This window comes from Pseudomonas sp. SJZ077, from assembly GCF_007993905.1.
Classification (GTDB): Bacteria; Pseudomonadota; Gammaproteobacteria; order Pseudomonadales; family Pseudomonadaceae; genus Aquipseudomonas; species Aquipseudomonas mandelii.
On record NZ_VIUJ01000016.1, the window covers coordinates 89204 to 105315 of the forward strand.

At 59.8% G+C, this 16112-nt stretch carries 14 protein-coding genes; 8 read left to right on the forward strand and 6 right to left on the reverse strand.

Features of this window, described 5'->3' with window-relative positions; genetic code table 11:
- The first annotated feature begins 8 nt into the window (after positions 1-8).
- The 3 genes from FBY01_RS22380 to FBY01_RS22390 are packed head-to-tail and all read left to right on the forward strand — an operon-like array spanning position 9 to position 2883.
- Positions 9-809 (forward strand): carbohydrate ABC transporter permease, encoded by an 801-nt coding sequence (locus FBY01_RS22380; protein WP_010458825.1) that lies wholly within the window; start codon positions 9-11, stop codon positions 807-809.
- A gap of 10 nt (positions 810-819) precedes the next feature.
- Positions 820-1092, forward strand: a complete 273-nt coding sequence (locus tag FBY01_RS22385; protein WP_010458826.1) for a DUF2160 domain-containing protein — start codon at positions 820-822, stop codon at positions 1090-1092.
- A 48-nt stretch (positions 1093-1140) separates the two neighbouring features.
- Positions 1141-2883, forward strand: a complete 1743-nt coding sequence (locus tag FBY01_RS22390) for an ABC transporter substrate-binding protein (RefSeq protein ID WP_145309587.1) — start codon at positions 1141-1143, stop codon at positions 2881-2883.
- Positions 2884-3009: 126 nt separating this feature from the next.
- Here FBY01_RS22390 and FBY01_RS22395 read toward each other — a convergent pair whose 3' ends face one another.
- Both FBY01_RS22395 and FBY01_RS22400 read right to left on the reverse strand, forming a co-directional pair.
- The gene (locus FBY01_RS22395) at positions 3010-4419 is read right to left on the reverse strand and encodes a heavy metal sensor histidine kinase (RefSeq protein WP_145309589.1); all 1410 of its coding nucleotides are present in this window, start codon (positions 4417-4419) and stop codon (positions 3010-3012) included.
- Entirely contained in the window at positions 4416-5090 is a 675-nt protein-coding gene (locus tag FBY01_RS22400; RefSeq protein WP_010458829.1) for a heavy metal response regulator transcription factor, read from the reverse strand. The genes FBY01_RS22395 and FBY01_RS22400 overlap by 4 nt, the downstream gene beginning before the upstream one ends.
- Before the next feature lie 410 nt (positions 5091-5500).
- On the opposite strand from FBY01_RS22400, the gene FBY01_RS22405 reads away from it, so the two are divergent.
- From FBY01_RS22405 to FBY01_RS22425, 5 genes are all read left to right on the forward strand, one after another.
- Complete coding sequence (locus FBY01_RS22405) at positions 5501-6748, forward strand: TolC family protein (RefSeq protein ID WP_010458831.1); 1248 nt, start codon at positions 5501-5503, stop codon at positions 6746-6748.
- Positions 6749-6797: 49 nt separating this feature from the next.
- On the forward strand, positions 6798-7991 hold the full coding sequence (locus tag FBY01_RS22410) for an efflux RND transporter periplasmic adaptor subunit (RefSeq protein WP_145309591.1): 1194 nt from the start codon (positions 6798-6800) through the stop codon (positions 7989-7991).
- Positions 7992-8032: 41 nt separating this feature from the next.
- Positions 8033-11188, forward strand: a complete 3156-nt coding sequence (locus FBY01_RS22415; RefSeq protein WP_145309593.1) for a CusA/CzcA family heavy metal efflux RND transporter — start codon at positions 8033-8035, stop codon at positions 11186-11188.
- Positions 11189-11423: 235 nt separating this feature from the next.
- Entirely contained in the window at positions 11424-11624 is a 201-nt protein-coding gene (locus FBY01_RS22420) for a co-regulatory protein PtrA N-terminal domain-containing protein (RefSeq protein WP_145309595.1), read from the forward strand.
- A gap of 79 nt (positions 11625-11703) precedes the next feature.
- Positions 11704-12036 carry a DUF2790 domain-containing protein gene (locus FBY01_RS22425; RefSeq protein WP_077748809.1) on the forward strand — a complete coding sequence of 111 codons (333 nt, stop codon included), beginning with the start codon at positions 11704-11706 and terminating at the stop codon, positions 12034-12036.
- A 168-nt stretch (positions 12037-12204) separates the two neighbouring features.
- On the opposite strand, the gene FBY01_RS22430 is transcribed toward FBY01_RS22425, so the two are convergent.
- From FBY01_RS22430 to nuoN, 4 genes are all read right to left on the reverse strand, one after another.
- Positions 12205-13530, reverse strand: a complete 1326-nt coding sequence (locus tag FBY01_RS22430) for an OprD family porin (protein ID WP_145309597.1) — start codon at positions 13528-13530, stop codon at positions 12205-12207.
- Positions 13531-13704: 174 nt separating this feature from the next.
- Complete coding sequence (locus FBY01_RS22435) at positions 13705-14019, reverse strand: DNA-binding transcriptional regulator (RefSeq protein ID WP_010458842.1); 315 nt, start codon at positions 14017-14019, stop codon at positions 13705-13707.
- Positions 14009-14359 (reverse strand): toxin, encoded by a 351-nt coding sequence (locus FBY01_RS22440; protein ID WP_083377329.1) that lies wholly within the window; start codon positions 14357-14359, stop codon positions 14009-14011. Before FBY01_RS22440 ends, FBY01_RS22435 begins: the two co-directional genes overlap by 11 nt.
- 288 nt (positions 14360-14647) lie before the next feature.
- A complete protein-coding gene (gene nuoN / locus FBY01_RS22445; protein ID WP_010458846.1) occupies positions 14648-16111 on the reverse strand; it encodes an NADH-quinone oxidoreductase subunit NuoN in 1464 nt (487 codons plus the stop codon).
- Position 16112: the final 1 nt, after the last annotated feature.

Consider the following 16112-nt stretch of genomic DNA (forward strand, 5'->3'; position numbering starts at 1 on the left):
GGTCTGCCATGAGTAAAAGAAAGCTCATTCCACTGCTGATCTACATCCTGTTCCTGCTGGTGCCGATCTACTGGCTACTGAACATGTCCTTCAAGAGCAACACTGAAATCCTCGGCGGTCTGACGCTGTTTCCGCAGGATTTCACCTTCGCCAACTACAAGGTGATCTTCACCGATCCGAGTTGGTACAACGGCTACCTCAACTCGCTGTACTACGTGAGCCTGAACACGATCATTTCCCTGAGCGTGGCGTTGCCAGCGGCTTACGCGTTCTCGCGCTACCGCTTTCTCGGTGACAAGCACCTGTTTTTCTGGCTGCTGACCAACCGCATGGCGCCGCCGGCGGTGTTCCTGTTGCCGTTCTTCCAGCTGTATTCCTCGATTGGTCTGTTCGACACGCACATCGCCGTGGCGCTGGCTCATTGCCTGTTCAACGTGCCGTTGGCGGTCTGGATTCTGGAAGGCTTCATGTCCGGCGTTCCGAAAGAAATCGACGAGACCGCCTACATTGACGGCTACAGTTTCCCCAAGTTCTTCGTGAAGATTTTCGTCCCGCTGATTGGTTCCGGGATCGGCGTCACGGCGTTCTTCTGCTTTATGTTTTCCTGGGTCGAACTGCTGCTGGCGCGAACGCTGACATCGGTGAATGCCAAGCCGATCGCAGCGGTGATGACCCGCACGGTCTCGGCGTCGGGTATCGACTGGGGCGTGCTGGCAGCGGCGGGGGTGTTGACCATCCTGCCGGGCATGCTGGTGATCTGGTTTGTTCGCAACCACGTGGCCAAGGGCTTTGCCCTGGGCCGGGTCTGAGGAGCTGATGATGGAATGGATGAGCTGGACGGTCCCCACTGCGGCGTTCTTCATTGTCATTGGCCTGATTCTGACGGGCATGACGACCTGGGAATTACGTTCGCCGAGTGTCCCTCGGCGTGGTTTCTTGCCGATTGCCACTACCCGTGGCGATCGGCTGTTTATCGGTCTTCTCGGCAGCGCCTACCTGCATTTGCTGGTAATCGGCGTCACCGACTGGAGCATCTGGGTTGCGTTCGCGTTGTCCCTGGTGTGGCTGTTGGCTGTGATGCGTTGGGGCTAGTCGAAATCGATCGGCAATGTTGCTCCGAAAACCAAACAGGAGGTCTCTATGTTCGACAAAAACAATAAGCTGCGACATAGCATTTCATTGGCAGCCATGCTGGCACTCAGCGGTCTGAGCGCTTCGGCCTGGGCCGATGCCTACGAAGACGCCGCGAAGAAATGGATTGGCAGCGAGTTCAAGCCGTCCACCCTTACGCCAGAGCAGCAGCTCGAAGAGCTGAAGTGGTTCATCAAGGCCGCCGAGCCGTTTCGCGGGATGAGCATCAAGGTGGTTTCGGAAACCATCGCGACCCACGAATATGAATCCAAAACCCTGGCCAAGGCCTTCACCGAAATCACCGGGATCAAGCTGACCCACGACTTGCTGCAAGAAGGCGACGTGGTGGAAAAGCTGCAAACCCAGATGCAGTCGGACAAAAACATCTATGACGGTTGGGTCAACGACTCGGACCTGATCGGTACGCACTTTCGCTACGGCAAGACCGAATCGATCACCGACCTGATGGCCAACGAAGGCAAGAACTTCACCTCGCCGACCCTGGACCTCAAGGACTTTATCGGCATTTCGTTCACCACTGCACCGGACGGCAAGATCTATCAATTGCCTGACCAACAGTTCGCCAACCTGTACTGGTTTCGCGCCGACTGGTTCGAGCGGGCGGATTTGAAAGCGAAATTCAAAGAAAAATACGGTTATGAACTGGGCGTGCCGGTGAACTGGTCGGCTTATGAAGACATCGCCAAGTTCTTCAGCGAAGACGTCAAGGAAATCGACGGCAAGCGCGTCTACGGTCACATGGACTACGGCAAGAAAGACCCGTCCCTCGGCTGGCGCTTCACCGATGCCTGGTTCTCCATGGCCGGTGCCGGCGACAAAGGCATTCCCAATGGCTTGCCGGTGGACGAGTGGGGCATCCGCGTCGAGGATTGCCACCCGGTCGGATCCAGCGTGACCCGTGGTGGCGACACCAACGGCCCGGCGGCGGTCTACGCGACGCAGAAATACGTCGACTGGCTCAAGGCCTATGCGCCACCGGAAGCAGCGGGCATGACCTTCTCCGAATCCGGCCCGGTGCCGTCCCAAGGCAACATCGCCCAACAGATCTTCTGGTACACCGCGTTCACCGCCGACATGACCAAACCGGGCCTGCCGGTGATGAACGCCGATGGCACGCCGAAATGGCGCATGGCGCCATCGCCACGCGGACCGTACTGGGAAGAGGGCATGAAGCTCGGTTATCAGGACGTGGGTTCGTGGACGTTCATGAAGTCCACGCCTGAGAAGCAGAAACTGGCGGCCTGGCTTTATGCGCAATTCGTGACGTCGAAAACCGTGTCGTTGAAGAAAACCATTATCGGCCTGACGCCGATTCGTGAGTCGGACATCAACTCGCAAGCCATGACCGACCTGGCACCGAAACTCGGCGGTCTGGTCGAGTTCTATCGCAGCCCGGCCCGCGTGCAATGGACCCCGACCGGGACCAACGTGCCGGATTATCCACGTCTGGCTCAACTGTGGTGGAGCCACATCGCGGAAGCGGCCAGCGGCGAGAAGACTCCGCAACAGGCGCTGGATGGCCTGGCCAAGGATCAGGACGCGATCATGGCGCGTCTGGAACGCTCGAAGGCTCAAGCCACCTGCGCACCGAAAATGAACCCTGAGCGCGATGCTCAGTACTGGTTCGATCAGCCGGGTGCACCGAAGCCGAAACTGGCGAACGAGAAGGCCAAGGGTGAAACCGTGAGTTATGCCGAACTGCTGAAATCGTGGGAGGCGGCGCGTAAATAAATAGCTCGATCGTGTGAAGCAGAACGGCACCGAGAGGTGCCGTTTTCTTTAGCGTCTGATCCATTGCCATCGCGAGCAGGCTCACGCCCACAATGAGCTGCGGTGTTCACAGCCTGTGTGACCGGCTCAGCGCTCCACCCCGTCAACCGCGGGAAATCCCAACCGAAACACCGTCATCGCACCCGGCAAGCTCTTCACCTCGGCCACGCCCTGATGAAGGCTCATGATCGACCGCACTATCGCCAACCCCAGCCCGGTGCTGCCTTGTGAACGCGAGCGGCTGCTATCGACTCGGTAGAACCGATCAAACAGGTGCGGCAGATGCTGTGCCTCAATCCCCACGCCCGGGTTGCTGACCAGCAACGAAACCTGGGTCGCGCCGCGCTCAATCAGCAGCGTCACGGTTTTCCCGACCGGGCAGTGGCGTAGCGCGTTGGACAGCAAGTTCGAGATCGCGCGTTGAATCATCAACCGGTCACCCATCACCCGCGCACGGCCGACCACGTTCAAATGGATCTGCTTGTCCTGCGCCGACAGGAAGAACATCTCGGCGACTTTCCAGGCTTCTTCTTCCAGGGCAACCGACTCGAACGGCACGAGTGCCGACGGGTGACTGACCTGTGCCAGAAACAGCATGTCCGAGACGATCCGCGCCACGCGCTCCAGTTCTTCAGTGCAGCACACCAGCACATCCTTGTACTCATCCACGCTGCGTTCGCGAGACAACGTCACCTGCGCCTTGCCCATCAAATTGTTGATCGGCGTGCGCAGCTCATGCGCCAGATCATCGGAGAACTGTGACAGCTGCTGCACACCGGTATCGAGGCGATGCAGCATGAAGTTGATGCCCTGCGCCAACTCACTCAGCTCCTGGGGCATATTCACCACCGACAGCCGATGATCCAGATCCTGAGTCGAGACCATCGCCGCCACTTTGCGAAACTCGCGCATCGGCGCCAGACCACGCTGCACTGCACCCCAGGCGCTCAGTCCGATAAAGATCAGCAGCAACGGCAAGGCAATCAGGGTCGAGCGCAGATAGGCGCTGAGCAAGGCCTCATTGTGGGCGTTGTCCATCGACAACAGCACCGGGACACGGGTGCCGTCCTTGAGGCTGATCAGCCTGGACGCCGTGAGGAATTTCGCCCCCTCGGCGTCAGTGCTGGTGGCGTAGGCCAACTCGTCGCTGACGGCCCGCACCACCTTCAATTCAAGCCGTGGATCGGCCAAGCCGGTGCCGGATTTGAGCAGTTGCGTGCGCAGGTTGCTGCGGTCGTAAATCGTTAGCGTGAGGTTGTCATGGCCCATGACCTGATCGAGCAGAATGTGCGGTTTCGCACTGATTTCGCCGGTGTCGGTGTACAGCGACAGGCTGTGTTCGACCTGCTCCATCTTCTTCTCGAGACTGTCCCTGGATAACGCGTTCAGCTCATGGGTCAGTGCGAAATACGCCAGGATCGCCAGGGACACCACCAGCAGCGCGCCGAGAATACTGACCGTCAGCCCCAGCCGCATCGACAGGCTGGCCGGCTTCATTCCCGCGACTCCAGCACGTAACCGACACCGCGCAGGGTGTGGATCAACTTGTTGTCGAACGGGTCATCGATCTTTGCCCGCAAACGCCTGATCGACACTTCGACCACGTTGGTGTCGCAGTCGAAGTTCATGTCCCACACCAGCGAAATGATCTGCGTGCGTGTCAGCACCTCGCCGGACTGGCGCATCAACAGATGCAGCAGGGCGAACTCCTTGGTGGTCAGGTCGATGCGTTGCTTGCCACGAAATGCACGATGACGGCAGGGGTCGAGTTCCAGATCGGCGACTTTCAGTACCTGTGGCAGCGGGATGTTCTCGCTGCGGCGCATCAGGGTGCGCACCCGTGCGAGAAGTTCGGGAAACTCGAACGGCTTGACCAGATAATCATCCGCGCCCAGATCGAGGCCACGAATCTTGTCCGCCAGACGCCCGCGCGCCGTGAGCATCATCACCCGGGTGGAGTGAGTGCGGCGCAGTTGTTCCAGTACGTCCCAGCCGTCCAGTTCCGGCAGATTCACGTCGAGAATAATCAGGTCATAGGCCTGCTGTTGCGCCAGATGCAATCCATCCGCGCCGGTGGCCGCGTGGTCAACGATATAACCACTTTCGGTCAAACCCTGATGCAAGTATTCGGCAGTTTTAAGCTCGTCCTCGACGACAAGGATTCGCATGATCTATCACCACTTTTATTTAAGGGATATTTAATTAAGTTGAGCGGAAAGTTGTTGTTTTTGTAGCGGGTCCGAATGAGTTTCGATCACTGAATGGCGGATACGGTAAAGGCTGTAGTGGCTACAGGGTCAACGTCCGAGGCCTTTAAATCGGCGGTCTGCGACAGCCTGTCGCAGCAAGAATGCGTCAATAGCCATGTATTGCATCCAGCAAGTGCTGTTCGGCAGATAAGTGCCGAGTATTTGTTTCCATACATTGCGACAAAGCCCTGGTGCACTTCGCATCCTAGAACAAAACAACTTCCGCCAACCGTGGATAACGGATTTGTAATGCTCCTGTCACCTTGTCGATAAGTTCAAAACCCTACCGTGGCGGCATCAAAGATTCTTGAATAAAGGAAGACTTCCAATTGCCCGGTTTAATACACCTGACGGCGCGGTCACGCCTGAAAAAAACAGCCAGCGGCATTCTGTTGTTGGCCAGTACAAGCCTTGCGGGGGCATCGACCCTGACCCTGGATCAGGCCCTGCAAACAGCCTTTGCCGGCAACCCGGATCTGGCTGCGGCCCAATGGGAAATTGGCATCGCCGAGGGTGAGCGCAAACAGGCCGGACTGATCCCCAATCCCGAATTGTCGTGGGAAGCCGAGGACACCCGCCGCGATTCGCGCACCACCACCGTGATGCTCAGCCAGCCGATTGAGCTGGGTGGCAAGCGCGGTGCGCGGATCGATGTCGCCAGCCGCGCCCAGGACGCCGCCGGGATTGAGCTGGAGCGCAAGCGCAATGCCCTGCGCGCCGATGTGATTCAGGCGTTCAACCGTGCGCAAACCGCGCAGCAAAGACTGCAACTGTCCCGCCAGTCGCTGCAACTGGCCGAGGATGGCTTGCGCGTGGCCAAGGGGCGAATCGAGGCGGGCAAGTCGTCGCCGGTCGAAGGCACGCGGGCGCATGTGCAACGCTCGGAAGTACGCCTGGAACTGAGCCGCGCCGAGCGCGATCAGGCCAACGCTTATCAACAACTGGCGCAGGTCATGGGCGCACCGTTGCCGACTTCGGCCACCGTACAGACCGCCACGCAAAACCTGCCGACAGTGCCGCCGCCGACCCGTTTGCTTGAGCGTCTCGACGAGACCGCCGAGCTGCGCCTGGCCAAGCTCCAGATCAACCAGCGCGAAGCGTCGCTGGGGCTGGAAAAGTCCCGGCGCATCCCCGACCTGACCGTGAGCATCGGCAGCCAATACAGCGAAACCGAGCGTGAGCGGGTCAACGTCGTCGGCCTGTCGATGCCGATTCCCCTGTTCAACCGCAATCAGGGCAACGTGCTGGCGGCGGCACGCCGCACCGATCAGGCGCGGGATCTGCGCAACGCCACCGAACTGCGCTTGCGCACCGAAATCCAGACCACCCTTGAGCAGTGGCAGACCGCCAACGGCGAAGTCCAGGCGTTCAACCAGACCATTCTGCCCGCCGCACAAAATGCGGTTGAAAGCGCCACGCGCGGCTTCGAAATGGGCAAGTTCGGTTTTCTCGACGTGCTCGATGCCCAGCGCACTCTGATCAGCGCCCGCAGCCAATACATCCAGGCCGTCAGCGAGGCGACAGACGCTCGCGTGCGCATCGAACGGATCTTCGGCGACCTCGTCGTCAACCCTTGAATTTCACCCTTTTGATCACTGCGCGACGGTACGGCGCAGAGGAGTTTCCATGGATAAAAAACTGATGGGTGTCGTGGTGGCGACGTTGGTGCTGGGCATGGGTATCGGTTCGATGTGGGCGGGCAAGGCACCGCTTGAGGCCCACGCCGATGAAGCGGCCGAACACGCGGATCACGCTGAAGAAAACGCGGCAGCCGAGGGCGAGCATGGCGAAGAAGGGCGCATCAAGTTGAGTGCCGAACAGATTGCGGCGGCGGGTATTGAACTGGCCGAAGCGCGGGCGCAGAGCATCAGTTCCGGCCTGTCGTTCCCGGGCGAAGTGCGCTTTGACGAGGATCGCACCGCCCACGTTGTGCCGCGGGTTCCCGGGGTGGTCGAGTCGGTGGCGGTCAACCTCGGGCAGCCGGTGAAAAAGGGCCAGTTGCTAGCGGTGATCGCCAGTCAGCAGATTTCCGATCAGCGTAGCGAACAGGCGGCCGCGCAACGTCGTTTAGCCTTGGCCCGCACCACCTATGAGCGCGAGAAAAAGCTATGGGAAGACAAGATCTCCGCCGAGCAGGACGTGTTGCAGGCAAAACAGGCGTTGGAAGAAGCCGAAATCGCCGTGAACAACGCCCGACAGAAAATCAGCGTGCTCAGCGGGAGCGTGGTCGCCACCGGCGGCAATCGCTATGAACTGCGCGCGCCGTTCGACGGGATGGTGGTGGAAAAACACCTGGCACCGGGTGAGGTGGTCGATGAAACCACGGCGGCCTTCACGCTCTCGGATCTGTCGCGGGTCTGGGTGACGTTCGGCGTTTCGCCCAAGGATCTGAACAAGGTGCAAGTGGGCAAATCCGTCACTGTCAACGCGCCGGAACTCAACGCCGAGGTCACCGGCACGGTGGCCTATGTCGGCAGCCTGCTCGGCGAACAGACCCGCACGGCCACCGTTCGCGTGACCCTGGAGAATCCGCAGGGCTCGTGGCGTCCGGGGTTGTTCGTCACGGCGCGTGTAGCGACCGACAGCCGTCAGGCCAGGGTCACCGTGCCTGAAGCCGCTGTCCAGACCGTCGAGGACAAACCCACGGTGTTCTTGCGCACCGACGATGGCTTCAAGGCGCAGGCGGTGGAGTTGGGCAGCCGCGCGGCCGGTTTGGTGGAAGTCACTCAAGGGCTGGACGCCGGTGTGCAAGTCGCCAGCGCCGGCAGCTTCGTTCTCAAATCGGAACTGGGCAAAGCCTCGGCCGAGCACAGTCATTAAAAAGCGCGCTGAAGACGCCCATTAATCCGTGGAAGGTTCTCATGTTCGAACGCCTGATCCAGTTTGCCATCGAGCAGCGCATTATCGTGCTGCTCGCCGTTCTGCTCATGGCCGGCCTCGGGATCGCCAGTTATCAAAAACTGCCGATCGACGCCGTGCCCGACATCACCAATGTCCAGGTGCAAATCAACACCGGCGCCGCCGGGTTCTCGCCGCTGGAAACCGAGCAGCGCATCACCTTCCCGATTGAAACCGCCATGGCCGGTCTGCCGGCGCTGGAACAGACCCGTTCGCTGTCGCGTTCGGGGCTGTCGCAAGTCACGGTGATTTTCAAGGACGGCACCGACCTGTTCTTCGCCCGGCAATTGGTCAATGAGCGGTTGCAGATCGCCAAGGAGCAATTGCCCGAGGGCACCGAAGCGGTGATGGGGCCGATTTCCACCGGCCTCGGCGAAATTTTCCTGTGGACCGTGGAAGCCAGAGACGGCGCGCTCAAGGACGACGGTAGCGCCTACACACCGACGGATCTGCGGGTGATTCAGGACTGGATCATCAAGCCGCAACTGCGCAACGTCCCTGGCGTGGCCGAGATCAACACCATCGGCGGCTTTGCCAAGGAATACCAGATCGCTCCCGATCTGAAACGGCTGGCGGCGTACAAGCTGACCCTCACCGACCTGATCACGGCGCTTGAGCGCAATAACGCCAACGTCGGCGCCGGGTACATCGAGCGCAGCGGTGAGCAGTTGCTGATTCGTGCGCCGGGACAAGTGGCGAGCACCGAGGACATCGCCAATATCGTCATGGCCAACGTCGATGGCACGCCGATCCGGGTGAAGAACGTCGCCACCGTGGACATCGGCCGCGAACTGCGCAGCGGCGCGGCCACGGAGAACGGCCGTGAAGTGGTGCTCGGCACCGTGTTCATGCTGATCGGCGAAAACAGCCGCACCGTGTCCCAGGCCGTCGCCAGCAAGCTGGAACAGATCAACCGATCGCTGCCCAAAGGCGTGATCGCGGTGCCGGTGTACGACCGCACGCACCTCGTGGACAAAGCCATCGCTACCGTGAAAAAGAACCTGATTGAAGGTGCGATTCTGGTGATCGCAATTCTGTTCCTGTTCCTGGGCAACATCCGTGCGGCATTGATTACCGCGATGGTGATTCCGCTGTCGATGCTGTTCACTTTCACCGGCATGTTCAGCAACAAGGTCAGCGCCAACCTGATGAGCCTGGGGGCACTCGACTTCGGCATCATCGTCGACGGCGCGGTGGTGATTGTCGAAAACACCCTGCGACGGCTGGCCCATGCGCAGCAGCATCACGGACGATTGCTGACCCGTTCCGAGCGCTTCCATGAAGTGTTTGCGGCGGCCAAAGAGGCGCGGAGACCGCTGATATTCGGTCAGTTGATCATCATGGTCGTGTACCTGCCGATCTTCGCCTTGAGCGGCGTCGAAGGGAAAATGTTCCACCCGATGGCGTTCACGGTGGTGATCGCGTTGCTCGGCGCCATGCTGCTGTCGGTGACCTTTGTGCCGGCGGCGATTGCGTTGTTTGTCACGGGCAAGGTCAAGGAAGAAGAGGGCATCGTGATGCGCGGTGCGCGCCGGGTGTATGCGCCGGCGCTGGCGTGGGTGATGAACCATCGCGCCGTGGCGGTGGGCGCAGCGCTGGGTGTGATCGTGCTCAGCGGCGTGCTGACCAGCCGCATGGGCAGCGAGTTTGTGCCGAGCCTCAGTGAAGGTGATTTCGCCCTGCAAGCCTTGCGCGTGCCGGGCACCAGCCTCACGCAATCGGTGGACATGCAGCAGCGTCTGGAGACGTTGATCCTCAACAAAGTGCCGGAAGTCGAGCGGGTGTTCGCCCGCACCGGCACCGCGGAAATCGCCTCCGACCCGATGCCGCCGAACATCTCCGACAGCTACGTGATGCTCAAGCCAAAAGAGCAATGGCCGGACCCGGGCAAGTCTCGCGAAACCCTGATGGCGCAACTGCAACAGGCCGCTGCGACGTTGCCGGGCAGCAACTATGAACTGTCGCAGCCGATCCAGTTGCGCTTCAACGAACTGATCTCCGGTGTGCGCAGCGACGTCGCGGTCAAAGTGTTCGGCGATGACATGGACGTGCTCAATGCCACGGCAGCGAAGATTGCCGCCGCGATGCAGAAGGTCAACGGTGCGTCCGAGGTCAAGGTCGAACAAACCACCGGGCTGCCGGTGCTGACCATCAACATCGACCGCGACAAGGCAGCGCGTTACGGGCTCAACATCGGCGATGTGCAGGACACCATTGCCGTCGCGGTGGGTGGGCGTCAGGCCGGCACGCTGTATGAGGGCGACCGACGGTTCGACATGGTGGTGCGATTGTCCGATGCCATGCGCAAGGACATCGACGGTTTGTCGGCGCTGTTGATTCCGGTGCCGGCACCGCTCAATGCCGCGGCCGATCAGATTGGTTTTATTGCCTTGAAGGAAGTCGCCAGCCTTGATCTGGTGCTGGGACCCAATCAGGTCAGCCGTGAGAACGGCAAGCGCCTGGTGATCGTCAGCGCCAACGTGCGCGGGCGCGATATCGGTTCGTTCGTCGCAGAGGCGGGCGAGGTGATCGAGCGAGAGGTGCAGGTGCCCGCGGGTTACTGGACAAGTTGGGGCGGGCAGTTCGAGCAACTGCAATCGGCGGCCAAGCGCCTGCGGATCGTGGTGCCGGTGGCGTTGCTGCTGGTGTTCGGGTTGCTGTTCATGATGTTCAACAACCTCAAGGATGGCTTGCTGGTGTTCACCGGGATTCCGTTTGCGTTGACCGGCGGGGTCATGGCGCTGTGGTTGCGGGATATTCCGTTGTCGATCTCGGCGGGGGTGGGCTTCATCGCGCTGTCGGGGGTCGCGGTGCTCAACGGGCTGGTGATGATCGCGTTCATCCGCAACCTGCGGGAGGAGGGGCGTTCACTGTCTGATGCGATCAACGTGGGAGCGCTGACACGTTTGCGCCCGGTGTTGATGACGGCGCTGGTGGCGTCCCTGGGCTTTATTCCGATGGCCCTGGCGACCGGTACTGGCGCGGAAGTGCAGCGACCGCTCGCAACCGTAGTGATCGGTGGAATCCTGTCCTCCACCATCCTGACGTTGCTGATCTTGCCGGCGTTGTATCAGCTCGCCCATCGCCGCGATGAGGACACGATCCCCACCCAACCGTGAACACAAACCCTGTGGCGAGGGAGCTTGCTCCCGCTGGACTGCGCAGCAGGCCCCGCTTTTCAGATGAAGAGCGGGGGCCGCTTCGCGCCCCAGCGGGAGCAAGCTCCCTCGCCACAGTTCTTTCTCAGGCCTGACCTGCCTACCCCACATAACGGATATGTAATTTGTGCGCCACCGTCACGAAAGGTTCGGATTGTTACCTTGATTCCGTCAGCTACCAAACGAGGAATCAAACATGAAATTTGCACACATCAGTACCTTTGCAGCAGCGTTGGCGATGTCTTCCCTGACTTTGGCCGAAGGCGGCGGTGATCGAACGTTCCAACGAATGATGACTGCCAATGACCGCTCCGTAGAGCTGTTCGTCGCCAAGGAAAAAGCGCGCGACCCGGTCGTCGTCAATGAAAAGAAAGACGACAACACCAACGACTTGTAAGCGCATCGCACTTGAACAGGCCTGTCATCGAGTCCCGATGCCGGGCTTTTTTTTGAGCCAGGATTGGAAGGGAGTGGATATGAAAGTACTTCAGTTGATGACGTTCGCCGGCATGCTGGCGATGTCCCTGAATGTGTTTGCCGAGGGGGGAGGTGACCGGACGTTCGAACGGGCGCTGAGTGCTAACACCAAAGCCATGGAGCAGTACGCGGCCAACCAGGGAAAACCGGCGCCGCAGGTCAAGGACTACGAATACGGAATGAAGCTGGACGTGGCTAAAGTGGTAAGCGTTGTGCGTCCGCAAGTGGCTTGCGCTGTGGTGCCCGCCGCCATGACCTATGAAGACTCGAAAGGCCAACTCAACACCATCAGATACACCGTGGCGGGGGATTGCCGCAATCGCGGCAGCTGACACCGCCCTGATGGCCAGGGCCGGATTCCCTGCAGGCGCTGCCGAACCTTCGGCAACGTCTGCAGGTTTTACTCAGGCGAAAAAAAGGCGCCCCGAAGGACGCCAAAGATTCACCTCTTACCAAAGGAGCAAGGAGCTTCTAAAGGTGAATGTGTATCAGCCGCTTGATCAGAGAATCGCCAACGGGTACTCGACAATCACCCGCACTTCATTCAGATCCGATTCAAATGCCGTGGCGCGCGTCGTGGCCTGGCGCAAACGCAGCGACAGGTCTTTCATTGAACCACTCTGCACCACGTATTTGACTTCGACATCACGTTCCCAGCGCTTCTGGTCGGTCAGTGGATTGCCGTCAGCATCGCGGCGCATGTACACGGCGTTGGCGTTGGTGTAATCGGCGTCGGTGCCTCGGGCGTAACGAGTCATGAACGAGAGCCCCGGTACGCCGTAAGTGGTCATGTCGAGGTCGTAGCGCGCCATCCACGAACGTTCCTTGGGCGAGTTGAAGTCGTTGTACTGGATGGAGTTGTCGAGGAAGATCGAGTCGGATTGACGCAGGTAATCGAAGTCGTCGTTGCCGTTGTTGCGCTGGTGTGAAAGTGCAACGGAGTGCGCGCCGAGTTTCACGCCCACCCGGCCGCTCCAGATGTTGTTGTCGAACTTGCCGAGCAGTTGTTTGCCTTCGTCGACCGCCTTGTAATAGTTCAGGCCGCCAAACAGCGACAGGTCATCCGATAGCGGATAGGTCCAGGCAGTGCCGGCGTAGTACTGATTCCAGGCATCCTTGAGGCGGCTGGAGTAGAGGCTGAAGCTGAGGTTCTTGTTCAGTGCATAGTCGCCGCCACCGTAAGCGATCCATGGCGAATTGACCGGGCCGGCATAAAACGTGGCGAAGTTCTCGCGCATATCGCTGGACACGGGTTGGCTCATCGCATGCAGCCGACCGCCCTGAACCGACAGACCCTCGAGGCTGGTGTTGACCGCCGTTACACCGCGAAAGCTCTCCGGCAGCAATCGCGAGTCACCTGCCGCCACCACCGGGTTGGCCGGGAACACGTCACCGACCTTGACCACGGTATCGAAGGCTCGCACTTTGGCGGCTCCACCGACCTTGGTGTACTCGTCCCGCGCCTCGCCATCACTGTTGACGGGCAGCACATCAAACGAACTACGGCCACCGTTGCGGCCGTCACCGGTGTCGAGCTTCAAGCCGATCATCGCAAACGCATCGACACCGACGCCGACAGTGCCTTGGGTAAACCCGGATTCGAACTTGCTGATCACTGCATGGGCCCAGGTTTCTGAATAACCATTGCCGGTGGGGCTGGACTGGCCATTGCGGTGATCACGGTTGAAGTAGAAATTACGGTTGAGCACCGTCAGGCTGCTGCCCTCGATAAACCCTTCGGCTTTATCATCCGCCATTACCATGGACGGTCCGGAGCCGACCACCACCGCTAAAGCGGCCATCGACATTTTTGTATTCTTAACCATCAATCACTCCTTGGGTTCGGCAGACGGGAACGTGCTTCGGCGTGGGTTTTATTGTTCGGCGGAGAAGGCCCGCCGGCATGGTCGCCGGGTGACATCGTTGCAAGCTGCGGATAACGCCAAGGTGATGGGGGAATTACAATTTCGTTATGTGGCTGGAGTAACAGCCCTGAGCATTCAGGTCAGGGCTGCGAGCTGTTCGATCGTTTGCGGAAAGCGCTCAACCAGACGTATCAGGGTCGTGGCTTGGGCATTGGGTATTGCCCGTCCCTGTTCCCAGTTCTCAAGGGTTCGGGTGTTGGTGCGCAGATACATGGCGAACACTGGCCGGGAGAGGTTGAGCTGTTGGCGGATGGCAACCACTTCCTCAGCCGTGATGGGCATCAGTTTTGGCAGCTGGACCTTGTGGGTGCGCAGAGTGATCTTGCCTTGGCGCTCTTCGGCCAGCGCTTCGAGGCCATCCATCAGTTCGGAAAAAATGTCACGTTTCATAGTGGGATCTCGTGTTGATTTCTCTATCTAGCGCTTGTCTGAAAATGTTTTTCTGGGAGGGCGACAGGTCGTCTTGCTCGTTTTTGCTGTACACGGTGAACAGCCAGAATTGATCGAAGCCTGACCACCCGTAATAAATCACCCGCAATCCGCCGCGCTTGCCCTTGCCTCGTCGTTGATCGCAGAAGCGGATTTTGCGCAGCCCACCGGTGCCCTCAATGAGATCGCCCGCTTCTGGATTTTTCAGCAACTCCAGTTGAAAGCTGCGAAACAGATCGTCATCCAGGTACTCGTCTCGATGTTTCTGGAACATACGTAATTCGATGAAAAGAGCATCCATGTTCTGTACGCTACCTACGTATAGTTTTGTCTCGATAATCGAATCGGTCAAGGCATCGAAGCCATCCTTTTCGTTCCCGTTTTCAACGGTAGACCCCGGTTGTAAAAACACCTGTAGGACGAATCGACCCGTGCAGTGAGAGCGTTCGATAAAAGAGAGGGGATACTTCGCAGTGGGACTGACCTCTGAGGCGGTGCATAAAACGATGCCTGAACATCACGATCCCACAAACGCAAAAACGGCACCCGAAGGTGCCGTTTCTGTTTTCTACCGAGTGTCGCTATGCGATCAGCCCGCCAGACCCGCCTGCTGAACCAGGGTCAGCAATGGCTGCGGGTAGACGCCGAGGAAGAATGCCACCAGAGCGATGGCCAGCAGCATCACGCCGCCTGCACGTTGTTCCCAGTGCAGTTGCGCATCGTGGCGACGCAGGTTCGGTTCGATCAGGTACAAGGTGACCATGACGCGCAGGTAGTAGAAGACGCCGATGGCGCTGCCCAGTACCAGGGAACCGACCAGCCACCATTGGTGCGACTCGACACCGGTGGCGATGATGTAGAACTTGCCGATGAAGCCCGCGGTCAGCGGAATGCCGGCCAGGGACAGCATCATCACGGTCATGACGGCGGTCAGGTACGGACGGCGCCAGAACAGGCCGCGGTATTCGTACAGGGCATCGGCGTCACGGCCGTTGTACGGCGAGGACATCAGCGTGATCACGCCGAACGCGCCGAGGCTGGTGATGACGTAGGTGACCAGGTACACGCCGATGGCTTCCACGGCCAGACCCTTGCTTGCCACCAGGGCAATCAGCAGGTAACCGAAGTGAGCGATGGACGAGTAACCCAGCAGACGCTTGAGGTTGCTCTGGGTCAGTGCCAGCAGGTTACCGAACAGGATCGACGCAATGGCGATGATGGTCAGCACGTCGCTCAGCACACCGCTGCTTGCCGCCGGGGAGATCTGGAACAGACGCACCATCACCGCGAACACGGCCACTTTGGACGCGGTCGCCAGGAACGCCGCCACCGGTGCCGGAGCACCTTCGTAGACGTCCGGGGTCCAGAGGTGGAACGGAACCAGCGACAGTTTGAACGCCAGACCGATCAGCATCATGCCCAGGCCCAGTTGTGCCAGCGAGCTTGGCAGGCCGGTGGCCGCGAGGGCCTGGCCGATACCGACGAAGCTCAGGCTGCCGGAGTCGGCGTAGAGCAGGGCCATGCCGAACAACAGGAACGCCGAACCGGCCGCCGACAGCACCATGTACTTGATACCGGCTTCCAGCGAGCGCTTGTTGAAGAAGGCATACGCCACCAGACCGTAGACCGGCACCGAAAGCAGTTCCAGACCGATGAACAACCCGGCCAGGTGCTGCGCGCTGACCAGGACCAGGCCACCGGCGGCGGCCATCAGGATCAGCAGGTAAAGTTCTTCACGGTTGCCCGGGTAACCCGAACCGCCATCGCCGAGGTAGGCGTGGGCGAGGGTTACACAGGCGAGGGTGGCGACCAGGATCAGCGCCATGTACAGGCAAGCGAAGGTGTCGATCTGCAGCAACGGAGTCACGGCCAGGGGCGCGACTTTCAGGGCTGGCAGGATCGACAGCAACGCCAGGTTCAGACCCGCCACGGAGATCAGGAAGGTCTGTGAGTGGTTGCGGCGCCAGGCGATTGCCAGCATCACCACGATGATCGTGGCGCTGGTGATCAACAACGGCGCAAGCGCAATAAAGTGTTGAGTCGTGAATTCCATA